This is a genomic window from Winogradskyella sp., assembly GCF_965656915.1.
GTDB lineage: Bacteria > Bacteroidota > Bacteroidia > Flavobacteriales > Flavobacteriaceae > Winogradskyella.
Map to the genome: position 1 here is coordinate 1 of NZ_CBFHMI010000046.1, position 18,320 is coordinate 18,320.

Annotated in this window: 16 protein-coding genes, 1 tRNA gene and 1 pseudogene; 2 read left to right on the forward strand and 16 right to left on the reverse strand. The window is 34.5% G+C overall.

Translation table 11 applies throughout. The annotated features are described in order from the left end of the window. Both ACTG3Y_RS10540 and ACTG3Y_RS10545 read right to left on the reverse strand, forming a co-directional pair. Positions 1–480: pseudogene (locus tag ACTG3Y_RS10540) on the reverse strand (hypothetical protein); the annotation flags it as partial. 6 nt (positions 481–486) lie between these two features. Continuing rightward, on the reverse strand, positions 487–993 hold the full coding sequence (locus ACTG3Y_RS10545; RefSeq protein ID WP_439152888.1) for a T9SS type A sorting domain-containing protein: 507 nt from the start codon (positions 991–993) through the stop codon (positions 487–489). A 210-nt stretch (positions 994–1,203) separates the two neighbouring features. Between ACTG3Y_RS10545 and ACTG3Y_RS10550 the strand changes: the two genes are divergently transcribed. Continuing rightward, the gene (locus tag ACTG3Y_RS10550; protein WP_439152889.1) at positions 1,204–1,920 is read left to right on the forward strand and encodes an EamA family transporter; all 717 of its coding nucleotides are present in this window, start codon (positions 1,204–1,206) and stop codon (positions 1,918–1,920) included. A gap of 9 nt (positions 1,921–1,929) precedes the next feature. Beyond that, entirely contained in the window at positions 1,930–3,237 is a 1,308-nt protein-coding gene (locus tag ACTG3Y_RS10555; RefSeq protein ID WP_439152890.1) for a hypothetical protein, read from the forward strand. A 177-nt stretch (positions 3,238–3,414) separates the two neighbouring features. Here ACTG3Y_RS10555 and ACTG3Y_RS10560 read toward each other — a convergent pair. From ACTG3Y_RS10560 to mraW, 14 genes are all read right to left on the reverse strand, one after another. Continuing rightward, positions 3,415–3,488 (reverse strand) — tRNA-Arg (locus ACTG3Y_RS10560). Positions 3,489–3,521: 33 nt separating this feature from the next. Beyond that, positions 3,522–3,971, reverse strand: a complete 450-nt coding sequence (locus ACTG3Y_RS10565; protein WP_439152901.1) for a GatB/YqeY domain-containing protein — start codon at positions 3,969–3,971, stop codon at positions 3,522–3,524. Positions 3,972–4,124: 153 nt separating this feature from the next. Next, a complete protein-coding gene (gene ftsZ, locus ACTG3Y_RS10570; protein ID WP_439152891.1) occupies positions 4,125–6,059 on the reverse strand; it encodes a cell division protein FtsZ in 1,935 nt (644 codons plus the stop codon). A gap of 49 nt (positions 6,060–6,108) precedes the next feature. Next, on the reverse strand, positions 6,109–7,443 hold the full coding sequence (ftsA, locus tag ACTG3Y_RS10575; protein ID WP_439152892.1) for a cell division protein FtsA: 1,335 nt from the start codon (positions 7,441–7,443) through the stop codon (positions 6,109–6,111). Between the two features lie 3 nt (positions 7,444–7,446). After that, positions 7,447–8,169, reverse strand: a complete 723-nt coding sequence (locus ACTG3Y_RS10580; protein ID WP_439152893.1) for a cell division protein FtsQ/DivIB — start codon at positions 8,167–8,169, stop codon at positions 7,447–7,449. After that, positions 8,156–9,508 carry a UDP-N-acetylmuramate--L-alanine ligase gene (gene murC / locus ACTG3Y_RS10585; protein WP_439152894.1) on the reverse strand — a complete coding sequence of 451 codons (1,353 nt, stop codon included), beginning with the start codon at positions 9,506–9,508 and terminating at the stop codon, positions 8,156–8,158. Before murC ends, ACTG3Y_RS10580 begins: the two co-directional genes overlap by 14 nt. After that, positions 9,509–10,603, reverse strand: a complete 1,095-nt coding sequence (gene murG / locus ACTG3Y_RS10590) for an undecaprenyldiphospho-muramoylpentapeptide beta-N-acetylglucosaminyltransferase (RefSeq protein WP_439152895.1) — start codon at positions 10,601–10,603, stop codon at positions 9,509–9,511. Then, on the reverse strand, positions 10,603–11,802 hold the full coding sequence (locus ACTG3Y_RS10595; RefSeq protein ID WP_439152896.1) for an FtsW/RodA/SpoVE family cell cycle protein: 1,200 nt from the start codon (positions 11,800–11,802) through the stop codon (positions 10,603–10,605). The genes murG and ACTG3Y_RS10595 overlap by 1 nt, the downstream gene beginning before the upstream one ends. 44 nt (positions 11,803–11,846) lie before the next feature. Further along, positions 11,847–13,178 carry a UDP-N-acetylmuramoyl-L-alanine--D-glutamate ligase gene (gene murD / locus ACTG3Y_RS10600; protein WP_439152897.1) on the reverse strand — a complete coding sequence of 444 codons (1,332 nt, stop codon included), beginning with the start codon at positions 13,176–13,178 and terminating at the stop codon, positions 11,847–11,849. Continuing rightward, on the reverse strand, positions 13,178–14,419 hold the full coding sequence (gene mraY, locus ACTG3Y_RS10605) for a phospho-N-acetylmuramoyl-pentapeptide-transferase (RefSeq protein ID WP_439152898.1): 1,242 nt from the start codon (positions 14,417–14,419) through the stop codon (positions 13,178–13,180). Before mraY ends, murD begins: the two co-directional genes overlap by 1 nt. Further along, positions 14,420–15,883, reverse strand: a complete 1,464-nt coding sequence (locus ACTG3Y_RS10610; RefSeq protein WP_439152899.1) for a UDP-N-acetylmuramoyl-L-alanyl-D-glutamate--2,6-diaminopimelate ligase — start codon at positions 15,881–15,883, stop codon at positions 14,420–14,422. It abuts the gene before it with no gap. After that, entirely contained in the window at positions 15,880–17,841 is a 1,962-nt protein-coding gene (locus ACTG3Y_RS10615) for a penicillin-binding protein (protein ID WP_439152902.1), read from the reverse strand. Before ACTG3Y_RS10615 ends, ACTG3Y_RS10610 begins: the two co-directional genes overlap by 4 nt. Before the next feature lie 57 nt (positions 17,842–17,898). Further along, positions 17,899–18,219 carry an FtsL-like putative cell division protein gene (locus tag ACTG3Y_RS10620; RefSeq protein ID WP_439152900.1) on the reverse strand — a complete coding sequence of 107 codons (321 nt, stop codon included), beginning with the start codon at positions 18,217–18,219 and terminating at the stop codon, positions 17,899–17,901. Further along, positions 18,216–18,320: 16S rRNA (cytosine(1402)-N(4))-methyltransferase (gene mraW / locus ACTG3Y_RS10625; protein WP_439152903.1), on the reverse strand; the 105-nt coding region annotated here is incomplete at its 5' end. The genes mraW and ACTG3Y_RS10620, both read right to left, overlap by 4 nt.

Here is an 18,320-nt window from a genome sequence, read left to right on the forward strand (position 1 = left end):
TACACCTACACCATCTTGCCCATTAGCACCTGGAGGACCTGTTGGGCCAGGCAGATTGTTCCCTGCCTTAGCAGCATATAGCGCATATGGCACACTAAGTAATTGACTTGTGCCTGTGATTGTGTAATTTGTTCCTCCCGTTGGGTCGGTTTCAGTTTTGATGAAATAAGGGCCATTTGACCAATCAATAGTGAAAAAATCACCGTTTACTAAAGTTCCTGAACCAATCTCTAAACTTACCAAACCATTGGTATTAGAAGTTGGTGTTTGCATTTCTACATAAACAGTAGTCCCACTTGGAGAACCTTGCAGTATGCTGATTTGCATACCAACTGCGGTAGAACTTACTAAATTATTGCTTCCATCTCTTACTACGGCTTGGTAGCTCATTTTTTCAGGTGCTTGAGCATTTGCCTGCTGTGGCAGGAACACAATTGCAGACATTAATAAGCCTGCGATAGTTGAGTAAATCTTTTTCATTGTTTTTTAATTTTTTATTATTTTAAAGGATTGAACTTTTTTGTTTTCTTGATTTACAACGTTTATAAAGTATGTAGCTGTTGGCAAACTCTTCATGTTTATTTGCGTTTGCTGTGCTACTATTCGTCCCTTGCTTAATTGCTTACCTTGCATATCAAATAACTGGTACGATAACTTTTCGCTGTTGTAATCGCCTATTTGTAAGGTTATATTCTCTAATGTTGGATTTGGGTAAACAGAAAGAGACAGATTAAACAGATTGTCTTTTATGTCAAGGGTGAAAATTTCAAAGGCCTGTTGAACGCCTTGTGTAACGGTCACACTACTATTGGAATTAGTAGTGTAAACTAATTGTCCAACACTATAAGCAACGCTTCCTCCATTGCCCGTTGCGTCACCACCTGAAGTATTTGAAGACTCTTGAGCCATTATGAACCCCGAATAAAGCAGTGACACTATTATTAATATCATACTTCTACTAATACGTGATTTGCTATAATTTTTTTCTTTCATAGGATTTTATATTAAAACTTAAATATATTGTTTAAAAATCTTATTTTATGCTCATTAACTGTTCATTTTAATTTATTACATTTTCCTATGATTTATCTTATAAGTAGTGTTTTATTTTTTTCATTAAACAATGTGCTTTGGTCGCATTATGCACCTAGGGTGTATCCTTTTAAGCTTATTGGCAAAAGGGCTTTATTTACAACTATCTTTATGGGTCTGATTTTAGTTTATGCTTTGTTTACCCAAGACGTCTGGTTTCTAAACCACTTATTTAAACTTCTGTTCGTTAGTGTTGTTGGTTTTATCGGTTTATTATTTTTGGTATTAGGCTTTAAAAAAGGAAACATATTACAGTTTTCTGTGTACAGCCTACTTTTAACCTTTGTTTTAGGCTTTTTAGGTGAGCAAACCAATGCCATATCCTTAAGCCAAAAATTACCTGAGCTTTTAATTGTTTCATTAGGTTACCTAGCCTTTGTTTGGGAGCAATTCAGAAAGACAAAAAACAAATCATCACTTTTAGGGCATATATATTTTATTTTGGCACACATCTGCTTTGGCGGACTCTTGTTTTTACAGTGGCATTTATTGGATAGCGTATCTAATGTCGCTATCGCTTTTTTTCAAGAACTTTTGGTCTTTGTTTTAGCTAGTTGTGTTTGGTTGTTTATCCCTAAACATATTAATGAAGACAAAAAATTAGTATGGTGGCACTATGCCCTATTCGCTTTACCTGTAAGTTTGGCTGTACTATTTGGGTTGGAAGGATTAAAATCTACCCACCCGTTCCATTCTGCTCTAATAGGCCTGTTAACACCTATGATTACTTTGATTATAGCTTCTATATTTGGTCTAGAAAAACTACAATGGAAACCTATGGTTGGCTTTACATATATAGTGATTGGACTCTTATTTTTTTATTTTTAATTCTGTATCATGAAAGTGTTATATAAAAAAATTAAAATAGACATTGAAAAGAAGATAGGATTTAAAATCTCATCTACAACAGAGGCTAGAACTTTATTAAATCTTCTTTTGGAAAATGAAATTTTTGATTTAAGTCTAAGTACAATAAGACGCTTTTGGGGGCTATTACCAGATCGGAAACCCCATGAAAAAACATTAAACGCTCTTGCTGCATTTTTAGGTTATAAAACATATTTAGATTATGTCACATCAAAAAATAGATTTGAACAATTATTTATAGATGAAAAAATCCAACGCTTAAAGCATAAAGATGATTTGAGCAATAGTGACTTTAAATTTATCGAGTCTTTGTATCACAAATCTGGTCACGCTAATTTTGTTGTATCACTATTTGAGCATGCAGTTATGTTTAACAAGTGGAGATATATAGAACAATTATTTGATGCGTCACAACATAAATTATTAGTAATAAAAGATCACAGAAATAGCTTTTTGATGGGGTTTTCTTATCAAGTATCTATTTTCTTGAATTCAATTCCCGCTTTAACATTCAATAAAATCATTGACAGCCTATTGTCTGTTGATGGTTTTAAAACACATGTTGTATATATCTATATAGATATTATAAATATTAACAAGCGTTATGGCAATATTTTAGAAAGAATAAACTCTAAAACTTGTAAATCTGAAGAGAAAATATTTTTAAATTTAATCTTGAGTTTAGGAAGTTTTTTAAGCGGTCGCAAGCCTAAGTTCTTTAAAGCAACCCTAAGAGAAATAGAAACTTTACCTGATATACTTAAAGGGCGTTACTATGGATACCAGATATTATATTACACCGAATGTGGTAATAACGAAAAAGCGATATATTATTTCAAGAAATTTAAAAGTGATATGAATCAAGACACCTATATTATCAATTATTTACATGAATTTATTAATCATTTAATTTTTTCTAAACGATTTGATATGATTGATGAAATAATAACAGAGTTTTACGATGCTATTATGGATGATTACAACATACATTCTTACCTTGTTATTTTTATTGTTAATATCAATGAAGTTATCTTTTATTTAAGAAATAATAATTTAAAAAAAGCTTACAGACTATTTTGCAATCTAGATCTTGAGAAAATTAAATATGGTTCAATTTGTGATTATTATTTGATTTTCTATCATATTCTAGGTTATCATATCCATGGTAACTTTAACATTAAAAATAATCACAAATCAGAATACCATAAACTTTCTACAAATGCCAAATTCCAACGGTTTGATGATACATATTTAGAAACATTCATTTTGAATAAATAATAAAACTAAAAAAAACCCTCAACAAAAAGGTTGAGGGTTCGACTAGTGACCTCGACTAATGAAAGTTCAAACTTTATTGAGGATTTAAAGAGCTTCTTATCTTTAGATTTTTGATTTTCTAATACCGACTTAAAAAATTATTCCCAAGAATAAAAAATTATTCTCGGGAATAAATCGTGACCTCGAGAGGATTCGAACCTCCAACCCTCAGAGCCGAAATCTGATATTCTATCCAGTTGAACTACGAGGCCATTACTTCCTGCGAAAGCAGGAATCTATTTTTGCTATGACAATTTTGCTTTTACAATCGTAGAAATCGTTTTACCATCGGCTTGCCCAGCTAGTTCTTTGCTCACAACACCCATAACCTTACCCATATCTTTCATACCTTCTGCTCCAACACTTTCTATTGTTGAAACAACTACTTTTTCGATTTCTTCTTCACTTAAAGCTTCTGGTAAAAATTGACCAATAACCTCTGCCTCATCTAACTCGGGCTGCGCCAAATCGTCTCGACCTTGCTCTTTAAAAATGGCTGCACTGTCCTTACGTTGCTTTACCATTTTAGACAAGATTTTAATTTCTTGCTCTTCAGTTAATTCATCGCTGCAGTCAGACGCTGTTTTTACTAGTAATATTTCTGATTTAATAGCTCTTAAGGCTGCTAAAGCTGTCTGATTTTTTTCTTTCATTGCTACTTTCATCGCAGTCATAACATCGTCCTGTAAACTCATAATTGTATCCATTAATTGAGTTGCGAAGATACTAAAAAGTTATGGTGTATTTTAAGCTAAAGCTTTTCATCTGATATAAACAAAAAGCCCAAAAAGTTGGTGGTACTTTTTGGGCCTGACCTGAGTGTTAAAACACTTAACCTAAACTTGCTATTAATCTACGTTATCGTGTAAAAATGAATTGTTACTTCTTAATTGTATGTCGTCATTATCATCCGTTCCGACAGACATTCTTGAAGCGTTGGTTTCTGAAGAATGCTGAGCATCTTCTAAGTTAACACCTTGTCTTTTGTAAGCAGGTTCCTTTTCGATTTCATCTATTTTGGCATTATTAAACTTATAGTTGAAATCTTTCATATGTTTTCTGCGCTCATCTGCACGCGCTTTTATGAGTTCTGAAATTGGACTATTCATTGGATCAATTTCTTCTTCTAAGTCTTCGTTTGTTTCCGTTACTGGAAGCACTTTCTTCTCAAAAACAACTTCTTCTTTGATTTCTGTACCTTCTGCCTTAGTATTCATAGTCGATTCGAAACTTTCAAATTCATCTAAGGCATAGCGCTTTTCTCCTTCTTCATTAACTTCGGTCACTGGAATAATCTCAACAGGCTCGTTAACATCCATATCCTTTACGTCATCATCTAAACTAAAGACCATTTTGTCGTCTTGAGTTTCTGAGACATCCTTGTCTTCATCTTTAATTTTAGCAATTGGTAAATCGAAGGTTAGTGTTATCTGTTCTTCCTGCTCGATTTCAGTTGTTTCTTCTTTATTTTCTACAGGTGTGATGATGAATTCATCAGGTTCATTACTCTGCTCTGCATTAGAATCTAAGACTTCATCATAAACCACATTCATATTTCTCAAAAAATCAGTCGTTGGAATGATGTCCATTTCTGATTTATCTTGAGATGCTTTATTTTCTATTTCATTTTCGTCAATTAAGGTATGTCTGACGACATTTTCTTCTTTCTTATCCTCTAAAACAATATCTGGCGTAATTATAGCAGGATCTCTTTCCTGAGCACTATAATCTTCTTCTGCAGATTCTTCCAAAGCATGAATCACTTTCTTCGTCTCTGTGTTAGAAATTTCGTTTTGTTGGTCTAGATCAAATCCAGTAGCAATAATTGTTACAGAAATTGATTCTTCTAAGGCCTCATCCTCTCCAACACCCATTATGATATTGGCACCATATCCTGCTTCATTTTGAATATGATCATTTATCTCACCTATCTCATCAATAGTAATTTCCTGAGAGCCAGAAACGATAAGCAACAATACGTTTTTAGCTCCAGTAATTTTATTATCATTTAATAGTGGTGAGTCTAAAGCTTTCATAATAGCTTCTTGCGCTCTAGTTTGGCCAGATGCTGTAGCAGATCCCATTATAGCTGTTCCACTATTACTCAATACTGTTTTTGCATCACGTAAATCAATATTTTGTGTGTAGTGATGTGTTATTACCTCAGCTATTCCTCTAGAGGCTGTGGCTAATACTTCATCTGCTTTTGAGAATCCGGCTTTAAATCCAAGATTTCCATAAACCTCACGAAGCTTGTTATTATTAATAACAACCAATGAATCTACATGCTGCCGTAAATTTTCGATACCGCGTTGTGCTTGCTCATTACGCATTTTACCTTCAAACTGAAAGGGCATTGTTACTATACCTACAGTGAGTATATCTAGCTCTTTAGCCATTTTTGCGATGATAGGTGCAGCACCAGTGCCGGTTCCTCCACCCATACCAGCCGTTATAAATACCATTTTTGTATTGGTATCTAACATTCTACGGATATCTTCTAAACTTTCTACAGCTGCCTGTTCCCCAACATCAGGGTTGGCGCCTGCTCCTAATCCTTCGGTTAAGTTAACTCCTAGTTGAATTTTGTTAGGAACACCGCTATTTTGAAGTGCCTGCGCATCGGTATTACATATCACAAAATCAACACCTTTTATACCTTGCTGAAACATGTGATTGATGGCATTACTTCCACCACCACCTACACCAATAACTTTAATAACGTTAGATTGATTTTTAGGTAAATCAAATGAGATGTTTCCAAATTCGTTGCTATTACTCATATTAATTGTGATTATGGGATTTTTTATTCTTGATTAATTAATTATCTGTTTATTCTGCATTATCTAAAAACTCTTTAACCCGCTCTGTTAATTTGTCTAAAAATGAACGACGTTCTTTCTGCGTTTCTTCCACTACAGCTTCTGTTTCTGTATCTCCAGTCGCCTCAGACTCTGCTGATACTGCGTCTAATTCCGCTTCGTTTTCTTCAGCCATTTTTCTATCCTGACGTTTTATACCGTCCATTACCAGACCTACTGCTGTTGCGAATAACGGGCTAGCTATATCTTCATCACTATCACCTGCTAAATGCTCGTTAGGATAACCAATTCTGGTATCCATCCCTGTGATATACTCTACCAATTGCTTTAAGTGCTTTAACTGACTTCCACCACCAGTTAGCACTATTCCAGCAATTAATTTTTTCTTTTGCTCTTCGTGTCCGTAATTCTTTATTTCTACATAAACCTGCTCAACAATTTCTACCACTCTGGCATGAATTATTTTTGATAAGTTTTTTAATGTTATCTCTTTAGGTTCTCTGCCTCTTAATCCAGGTATAGAAACAATTTCATTCTCCTTATTCTCACCTGGCCATGCCGACCCAAATTTTATTTTTAGAAGCTCAGCTTGCTTTTCAATTATTGAACACCCTTCTTTGATGTCTTCTGTGATAACATTACCGCCAAAAGGAATTACAGCAGTATGACGAATGATGCCATCTTTAAAAACCGCTAAATCTGTTGTACCACCACCTATATCAATTAAAGCTACACCTGCTTCTTTTTCTTCCTGACTTAATACCGCATTTGCAGATGCTAAGGGCTCTAGTGTAATACCTTCGAGCTGTAAACCTGAACTTTTAACACATCTACCAATATTTCTGATAGATGACACCTGCCCAACGACTACATGGAAATTAGCCTCTAAACGTCCACCATACATACCTATTGGCTCCTTGATTTCTGCCTGACCGTCCACTTTAAATTCCTGTGGCAACACATGAATAATTTCCTCACCAGGTAACATTACCAATTTATGTACCTGATTAATTAGCCGATCTATATCCGCTTCATCAATCACCAACTCAGAATTAGCTCTGGTGATATAATCACTATGCTGTAAACTTCTGATGTGTTGACCTGCTATACCTACCGTTACTTCTTCTATCCGTTCTGAAGCTGCTGTCTCAGCTTCCTGGACCGCTTGTTGTATGGACTGTATGGTTTGTGTAATATTATTTACCACACCACGATGCACTCCCATACTCTTGGATTTACCAACTCCAAGAATCTCAACTTTACCATATTCATTTTTGCGACCAATCATGGCCACAATTTTTGTGGTTCCGATATCTAAACCTACCGCTATGTTATGCTTATCCATAGTTTATATTTTGGTGCAAATCACTTGTTTATCAAATTTGAGATTCACAAGCTTGTAATTATCTAAAATCTTATCTTTCAATGCTTTTTGATAAAAAGCCTTAAAATTATTTATCTTCTTTTCGAGTTGCTCTAATGTCCCTAAATGAACAGTAAAATCACTTTTACGAATTTTAAAATCAAGAGTATTATCATTATTCTGACGAATTTCTATAACATGTTTTTTTAAGAACTCATCACTATCAACCATTTTGGCAAATTCATAAACGATTGACAAGTCATTCTTTTTTACATTACCAACAACTAATGGTACTCTTGCCGTATAATTTGATGACAAAGGCATAAAAGAACCTTCATCATCTATATAATACGATGCATTAGTACTTACTCTTGCAATAGGTCGTTTTTGTACAATTTCTGCGGAAAGCGCACCGTTTACTGACATAAACACTTCTGCTTTCTTTATCATTGGGTCAGAATTCAGGGCGGTTTCCAACTCGTTCAAATCTATAATTTCTTTAGGCTGTCCCGTAATAGACTGCTGATTTTGTATTAACAATTTACTAACAGTCCCATCTGTGATGAATAATTTATTCTCACCAACAAATTCAATGTTCGGTTTTGGCACTTCACGATTGCTGTTTCTATACTTAGAGAATGCAAATAAACCGCCTACTAAAAGGACTAAGCCAATGATTTTTATGTAGTTATAATTAATTCGCAACACTAAAAGCCTCTTTAATTCGTTTCACTTCTTCTCCAATATCTCCAGCACCAAGTGTCATTACAATATTGGCACTAGATTTTTTTATCTCATTTATCAATTCTGATTTCTCGACTAATTTTTTATTCGGATTATCTATTTTATCCAACAGCCATTTAGACGTCACTCCATCTATGGGTACTTCTCTTGCTGGATAAATATCTAGTAATATGATTTCGTCAAAATTTGAAAGACTTTTTGCAAAATCAATAACAAAATCTTTTGTCCGACTAAACAAGTGTGGCTGAAAAACAGCTAAAACTTTTTTATCAGGATACATTTCTCGTACGGCCTGATGGACCGCATTAATCTCTTCAGGATGATGTGCATAATCATCAATGAATACAAACTCTTCTGTTTTAATCTGATAGGTAAATCTGCGTTTAACACCTCTGTAAGATGCTAAACCCTTGGCGAGCTGGTTGTGAGGGCAACCAAAATCAACAGCCATCGCCAAGGCTATTATTGCATTCGACAAATTATGTCTACCAGGTAGGTTAAACTTGAAATCTTTATATAAACCGTTAGGTGTTTTAATATTAAACACATAACTACCATTTTCTATTTTTACGTTTTGAGCACTATAGTCTGAATTGTCTTCAATACCATATGTAATTCCATTAAGCGGTAAGCCATTCTTAACAAATAGTTTTCCATTAGGCTTAATACATTGGGCGAAATCTTTGAAGGACTTTATAAGTTCATTAGCATCACCATAAATATCTAAATGATCGGCATCCATAGATGTGATGCAGGCTAAATCTGGTGATAGCGTTAGAAATGAACGATCAAATTCATCAGCTTCTACAACGGTCACCGCTGTTCCGTTTAAAATTAAGTTTGAATTATAATTCTCACTTATACCACCAAGGAACGCGGTAACAGGTACATTACAGTAATTTAACAAATGCCCTAAGATACTAGTGGTTGTTGTCTTACCATGTGTTCCCGCCACAGCTAAACAAGTTGTTTGTTTCGTTATTTCACCAAGAGCCTTTGAGCGTTTTACAACATTGAACCCATTGGCTTTAAAATATGTTAATTCTGAATGACTATCTGGAATTGCAGGAGTATAAATAACCAAAGTCGTTTCGGTATTTAAATATTTAGGATTTACCTCAATTAGGTTGTCATTAAAATGAACGTAAACGCCTAAATCCTGTAAAGCATCTGTAATTTCACTTTCCGTTTTATCGTAACCAGCAACCTGCTTTCCATTAGCTACAAAATAACGAGCAAGAGCGCTCATACCGACACCTCCGATACCGATAAAATAGACGTTATTTATAGCTTTTAAATTCATTTATCTCTTTAATAATTTATCCACCTCATCGGCGATATCCTTAGTAGCATTTACTAATGCTAAGGCTTCAATATTCTTACTTAATTCTTTTCTTTTTTCATCATTAGAAATCAAATGAGAAAACTGATTCTGAAATTCAACTTCCAAATCTTTTTCTTTTATTAGAATCGCCGCATTTTTATCAGCGACTGCTTTTGCATTTTTGGTTTGATGGTCCTCTGCAACATTAGGCGATGGAATAAAAATGGTTGGTTTTCCCACAATACACAGCTCAGAAACTGAAATCGCACCAGCTCTTGAAATTATGATATCTGCTGCTGCATACGCCATATCCATGTTATTTAAAAAGGCATGAACCTGAACATATTTCAATTCATTATACTGTTTATATCTTTCATAATATAACTTACCACATTGCCAAATTAATTGTACGTTTTGCTCCTCAAAAAATTCAAGATTAGCCTCTATCAATTCATTAATACGTCTCGCTCCCAGGCTTCCTCCTAAAACCAGTAGTGAATGTTTGCTATGAATAAGACGAAAGGCATCTTTACCTTCTATATGTTTTCCTTTTACTTCTAATAAATCCTTTCTAATTGGGTTCCCTGTTAGTTTTATTTTTTCTTTAGGAAAGTATTTTTCTAAACCTTCATAAGCCACACAAATCGTATTGACCTTTTTTCCTAAGAGCTTATTTGTAATTCCGGGATATGAATTTTGCTCTTGAATTAAAGTTGGAATCTTTCTTAATGTGGCTACCTGCAATAATGGACCACTTGCAAAACCACCTGTTCCAATAACAGCGTCTGGCTTAAAGGTTTTTAGAATTTTTCTCGACCGCCATATACTTGTGATAAGCTTAAACGGAAACATTATATTCTTTAACGTGAGTTTTCTTTGAATTCCTGATATCCAAAGGCCCTTTATCTTATAACCTGCTTGTGGCACTTTATCCATTTCCATTCTATCTGAAGAACCAACAAATAAAAACTCTGAATTAGGATGTCGCAACTTTAACTCATTTGCAATGGCAACTGCAGGATAAATATGACCTCCTGTACCACCACCAGATAATATGAATTTATAGTTACTCATTATATTGTTTCACTTAATATGTTTAATGGATTATCAGCATCGTCTTCATCATGTTTATCTTTTAACTCTTGTCTCCTTGCGCTAACGCTTAAAATAATTCCTATGGCCAAGCATGTCATCCAAATGGATGTACCGCCACTACTAATTAAAGGCAGTGTTTGCCCAGTAACAGGAAATAACTCAACCGCAACTGCCATATTAATTAGTGCCTGAAAAACAATTGGTAAACCCACACCTAAAACTAAAAGCTTACCAAAGATGGTATCTGATTTCTGAGATACAATTACAATTCTAAAAAGCAACCACGAGTACAAAATCAGTAAAAATAATCCACCAATTAAGCCGTATTCTTCAATAATAATTGCGAAAATAAAATCGGAAGACGACTGTGGTAAAAAATTCTTTTGCACACTTTTTCCTGGACCTACTCCTTGAATTCCACCAGAGGCTATAGCAATTTTTGCCTTTTCTATTTGGTAATCTGCTTCTGTATCTGCACCATTTGAAAAATTTTCTATGCGACTCATCCATGTATCAATTCTATTCGGCATTGCGTCAGGAAAAGCCTTAGCTACCAAAACAAATAAAGTGAGTGCAACCAAACCCGTACCAACGATTATCAATAAGTATCTTATTGGATATCCACCAATGAAAGCCAACATCATTATCATGGTAAATATTATCGCAGTCGTAGAAAAATTAGCCGGAAGTATTAGTAGTAATATTAAAAATACCGGAGTCCAAAGCGGCAGAACCGTATCCTTAAAACTTATGTCTTTATCTCTAATTTTCGATAAATAACGCGCCACATACACCATTAAAACTACCGCAGCCAATGTAGACGTCTGAAAGGACATATTTACAATAGGTATTTGTATCCAACGACTTGCATTAGCACCTTCTATAGTCGTTCCCTGCAACATAGTTACCAACAACAACACAAATACAATAGGTATCATAATCATTGATAGCCCTCTAAAGTATTTATATGGTACTTTATGAACACCATACATAATTGCAAATCCTAAAAAAAGATGCATAAAATGCTTTACAAAAAATGAAAAGGTATTACCTGTACCACCTGTATATGCTAAATTACTCGCTGCACTATATACTGGTAAAAAGGAAAAAATAGCCAACAACGTCGCTATAGCCCATATGGCTCTATCTCCTTTTATTTGTGCGAATATATTCTGCATGCTTAACCTTTATAGATGAGTCCCTAATTCATCTTTTTCTTTTATTATAAATTCCGTACTGCGTTTTTAAATTGGCGTCCTCTATCTTCATAATTTTCAAATAAGTCGAAACTTGCACAAGCAGGAGACAACAGAACATTATCGCCAGCATCAGCTACCTTGTAGGCAATCTTCACAGCTTCACTCATGTATTGGGTTTCAATAATAACATCGACCATATTGCCGAAAGCTTCAAAGAGTTTTGAATTATCAACACCTAAGCAGATAATCGCTTTCACTTTCTCATTTACAAATGGAAAAAGTTCTTTGTATTCGTTACCTTTATCAACACCGCCAACAATCCAAACTGTTGGTGCATCCATACTCTCTAATGCAAAATATGTGGCGTTGACATTTGTGGCTTTAGAATCATTGATATACTGTACTTTGTTTATTTTCAATACATGTTCTAAACGATGCTCTACACCTTGAAAATTTTCTAAACTCTCTCTTATAGTTTGTTTTCTAATCTTTAGTAAATGCGCTACAGTAGAAGCTGCCATCGCATTTTTTATGTTATGTTTTCCTTCTAATGCTAAGTTTTCTGTTGGCATAATTATTTGATTATTATCTATTGTTATTATTATCTCTTTGTTCTTGTAATACGCCCCTTCTTTAATCTCATTTTTTAAAGAAAACGGCAATTGTTTTGACTGAATTTTATTGTTTTGAAGCCAATTGGTAATCACGGCATCATCGGCATCATAAATGAAAAAATCGTCTTCCGTTTGATTTTCTACTATTCTAAATTTTGAAGCGATATAGTTTTCAAACTTATACTCATAGCGATCTAAATGATCTGGAGTGATATTGGTTAAAATGGCCACTTTTGGTTTAAAATTGTAGATGTCATCTAATTGAAAACTACTTACCTCTAGCACATAATTACTATGGTCTTTGTCCAAAATTTGCTTCGCGAAACTGTCACCAATATTACCTGCCAGACCTACATTTAAATGATTTTTTAAGACATGGTATGTCAATGTCGCTGTTGTCGTTTTTCCATTACTACCCGTAATAGCCACCAAAGTCGCATCCGTATATTTTGAAGCAAACTCTATTTCTGAAACTACTTTGATACCAGCTTTTCGAATTTGTTTCACTAATACTACTTTATCTGGTATACCAGGACTTTTCATTACGATATCAGCATTCAGAATTTTTGATTCTGTATGCTTTTCATCTTCAAATTCAATCTCATTATTTAAAAGAACGTTTCTATATTTATTTTTTATTTTTCCTTTATCAGAAACAAAAACCTCAAATCCTTTTGCCTTCCCTAAAAGTGCAGTTCCTACTCCACTCTCTCCGCCTCCAAGAATCACTAATCGTTTCATTATCTAATCTTCAATGTCACAATGGTTATTATGGCCAATAATATGCCTACAATCCAAAAGCGTGTTACAATCTTACTTTCGTGATATCCTGATTTCTGATAGTGATGATGTAATGGTGACATTTTGAAAATCCGCCTACCTTCTCCATATTTCTTCCTGGTATATTTGAAATAGCTCACCTGTAGCATTACGGATAAGTTTTCAGCAAGGAATATTCCACACAGTAGCGGTATTAACCATTCTTTTCTTACTGCAATAGCAATAACTGCTATTATTCCACCTATGGTTAAACTACCTGTATCACCCATAAAAACCTGAGCTGGATAAGCGTTATACCAAAGAAACCCTACAAGCGCACCGACAAATGCAGCGATATAAATTGTGATTTCTTCTACTTGTGGGATATACATAATATCGAGGTACTTTGAGAATATAATATTACCTGAAACCCAAGCGAATATCCCTAAAGTTAGCACTACAATTGCTGAAGTTCCTGCTGCTAAACCATCAATTCCATCGGTAAGATTTGCACCGTTAGACACCGCAGTTACTATAATAATGCTCACCAATACAAAAATGATCCAGGCATACTTTTCTAAATCTGGACTTATCCATGTAATCAGGTCTGAATAATCAAACTCATTATTCTTTACAAATGGAATTGTTGTTTTCGTAGATTTCCTTGCAGCATCAAAAAGTTGTGCTTCTGGGATATTGGGATTTTCAGCAAGCAGTTCTTTTTGTACTTGAATTGGGAACTCCTCCTTTATTGTTACATCTTCATGAAAATACAGTGTTAACCCAACAATTAAACCCAGCCCTACCTGCCCTAGCACCTTAAATTTCCCTTTTAAACCTTCTTTATCGTTTTTGAATTTTTTAATATAATCATCAATAAATCCAATAGTTCCCATCCAAAGGGTTGTTATAATGAGAAGTATGATGTAAATATTTTCAAGCTTAGCTAGTAATAATACAGGAATAAGCGTTGCAAGAATTATAATAATTCCTCCCATTGTAGGAGTTCCTGCTTTCTCTACCTGACCTTCAAGTCCTAAATCTCTAATGGTTTCTCCAACCTGTTGCTTTTGTAAAAAAAGTATGATGCGTTTACCATATATCGTAGAAATTAACAATGACAAAATTATTGCCACAGCAGCTCTAAAGGTTAAAAACCCAAATAGTGATGCGCCAGGAAACTGGAATTGTTGTTCTAAATATTCAAATAAGTAATACAGCATCTATTTTTGTAATTGTTTTAAAAATTCTTGAACGGTTTTATAATCGTCGAAATCAAAGCGTTCACCATTAATTTCCTGATAGGTCTCGTGCCCTTTACCAGCAATAAGAATGATATCCTTTGCACCAGCCATCTGACAAGCTGTTTTTATTGCTTGTTTTCTATCTGTAATTGATAAGGTCTTTTTGAAGTTTTGAGGCTCAACACCTTTCCCCATGTCTTCAATAATCTTTTCGGGAACTTCAGTTCTTGGGTTATCACTTGTGAAAATCACCTTAGTGCTTAAAACAGATGCTATATGCGCCATTTTTGGACGTTTCGATTTATCTCTATCACCACCACAACCCACAACAGTTATTAATTCTTCATTTTTAGTTCGAATACTGTTAATCGTTTCGAGTACTTGTTTTAAAGCATCTGGTGTATGTGCATAATCTACAATAGCCGTAATCTTATCATCTGAAATGAAATACTGAAAGCGACCAGATACATTTTTCAACTCACTTATCAATCTTAAAATTTCAGTTTTTTCGAGACCCAACAATTCTGCAGCTCCATATATCGCAAGAATATTGTAGGCATTAAAACTTCCAATCAAACGCGTCCATAATTCATTGTCATTAAGTTTTAATAACAATCCACTAAATTCATTTTCAAGAATTTGCGCTCTATAATCTGCGTAGTTTTTTAATGCATAGGTAAATTTCTTCGCGCCCGTATTTTGAAGCATTACCAACCCATTCTTATCGTCCATATTAGACAGAGCAAATGCCTCTTTAGGTAATTGATCAAAAAATGATTTTTTGACATCTCTATATTCTGCAAAAGAGTCGTGGTAATCTAAGTGATCGTGTGAGAGATTGGTGAAAATACCACCAGTAAATCTGAGACCTTCTGTTCTTCTTTGATGAATTCCATGAGAACTCACTTCCATAAAACAGAATTCGACACCTTCATCGTTCATTAATTTGAGATATTTATTGATCGTTAATGAGTCTGGCGTTGTATGTGTTGCTTTATAAGTGGTATTATCTACCATAATTTTAACGGTAGATAGCAAACCAACTTTATATCCTGCATTTTTAAAAAGTTGATACAACAAGCTCGTAACCGTTGTTTTTCCATTAGTACCAGTGACACCAACAAGCTTTAAATTTTCTGATGGATGCTCGTAATAGTTTGCTGCCATGTATGCTAAAGCCTGGTTAGAATTAGCAACTTCTATATAAGTAATATCATCCTTTAAATTTTCAGGTAATTTTTCACAAACGATGGCAACAGCCCCATCTGAAATGGCTTTTTCAATAAACTTATGACCATCTGTAATTGTTCCGGTTATGGCAACAAAAACATCATTTGACTTAATTTGACGCGAATCGAATTCAATCTTATTTACTGCAATATTTGTACTACCTGCAACTGCATTTATGGTGACCTTATACAATATGTCTTTTAGTATCATCATGATGCTTCTAAGACTATGGTTTGATTGGGTTTTAACTTCTGATGCTTATCAACAGACTGACTCTTTATTATTCCACTACCACTTAATTTCACCTTTACATTAACCTGAAGGTTTTCTAAAAGTGCAATCGCATCCATGGCAGGCATACCAACAACACTAGGCATTAGCTCTTTGTACTTACGCGCATTTTGGTAGTAGTTTTCAAAATCTTCATCTACAACATTATTATCGAAATCCAATGTTTTAATCTCGTCTATAATTGGTGTATCTGTATAGATTTTTTGGGCAATACGTTTAAACACAGGCCCGGAAACATCTGCGCCATAATAACCGACTTCAGTACTAGGCTTATGAATGACTACTATACATGAGTATTTAGGGTTGTCCGCGGGAAAGTATCCTGCAAATGATGAGATATACTTCTTATCCTTTTTCCATTCTTCAAAATTTGCATAATCAGTCCTAGCAGTGCCTGTTTTACCTGCCATAGAGAATGTTTCAGAATACATTCTTTTCCCTGTACCTCTAATCACTATATTTTTAAGGATATCTTTTATTTCAGCTAGGGTTTTATCGGAACAGATTTTATCGACCAATATTTCCTTTTCAAAAACCTCAACATCCTTATCAAAGGATTTTACAGATCTTATAAAGCGCGGTTTTATTAATTCTCCATCATTTGCAATTGCATTATAAAATGCCAATGTTTGCAAAGGAGTCATAGTTAAATTATAACCATAAGCCATGGACGGAAGTGCATTTCTACTCCAATTAGAAGCACCAGGTCGTGGAATATCTGGTTTTCCTTCACCTATTATTGAGACACCAAGTGTTTGATCTAATTTCCATTTACTAAGTCTATCTAAAAACTTTTCTGGTTTCTGAGAATAATGATCATCTATAATTGTTGCCAGTCCAATATTTGAAGACACCTCTAGTGTTCTTGCTGCCGATATTTTACCATATCCACCTCGATGTGAATCACTTATAGTTCTACCGTAGAAATATTTTATGCCGTTTTTTGTATCTATTATAGTTGATGTATCGATGACCTTATCTTCTAATGCTGCCATCATAGCTATGACTTTAAATGTAGAACCTGGCTCGTGGCTCTCACCAACTGCATAATTAAGTTTTTCGTAATACGTTCCTTTAGATGTTTTAGCTAGATTAGATATCGCTCTAATTTCACCCGTCTTAACATCCATAACCACCACACAACCATGTTCAGCTTCGTACTTCTCTAGTTGACCAAGCAGAGAATGATGTGCTATATCCTGAATATTAACATCAATAGTCGTATACACATCATAGCCATCTTGAGGTTCAACCTGATCGAAATCTGCAATAGGCTTCCATTGCCCATTTCCTATTTTTTGTTTTAATCGTTTTCCTTTTACCCCTTTCAAATACTTTTCACCGAAGGCTCCATCTATACCAACTCTTGTTGCATAATTATTCTCATCAATTCGCTCATAACCAATAGATCTTGAAGCAATCCCTCCCATAGGATGTTCTCTTCTCGTAGTTTGCTCTACAATAAGACCTCCTTTAATAGCTCCAAGATTAAGCAGTGGGAAATTGCGCATTCTGATATAGTCTGAATAACTAATGTTGCGCGCTAAAAGGAAATATCTGTTTTTGTTCTTTCTCGCTTTTCTTATGACATTCTTATAGTATGATGCCGATTTCCCCTTATAGACTGACAGTGAATCCGCTAAGCCATTTATGTACTTTTCAAATGTTGCATCTTTCGCCTGAATCGCATCAATTCTTATATCGTACTTCGGAATGGACGTCGCTAATAAACTTCCATCCGCAGAATACACATTACCGCGATTTGGTTCTATTTCAAAATCTTTTACTGTTCGTTTTTCTGCAAGTTCTCTATAAGTATCGCCCTGGATAAACTGAATACTACAGAGTTTAAAAACTACGGCAAGTGCAAAGACAAACATGCAGCCTGCCACAAAGTACAATCTGTTTAATATGTTGGTTTCTGTTGTTGCCAAAGTTTATTCTTGTTCTGATTTTACTCTGATTTTTGTTGGTGGGATTTCAGATATTCTGATATCCTTTTCTGCCACTTTATTAATAATGGCTGACTCCATTTTTAATCGCATTAGTTTTGAGCGACCGTCAACAAATGCAGATCGTAATTCTTTTACCTCATTTGTTAATCTTGCAATTTCATGCACCTTCTTGTCTGCGCTATGTGAACTTGCAATCATTATTATAGCCAATACTGAAATAAAAATGATGATGCGCCAATTTTTAAACGAATCATCACTGATTAGAAATTTACCACGCAATATGCTGTAGATACTTTTCTTCATATTTTTTCAGCAATTCTAAGTTTTGCACTTCTTGCTCTACTATTCATTTTAATTTCTGACTCTGATGGCACTATAAGACCACCTACTTTTTTTAAAGGCAC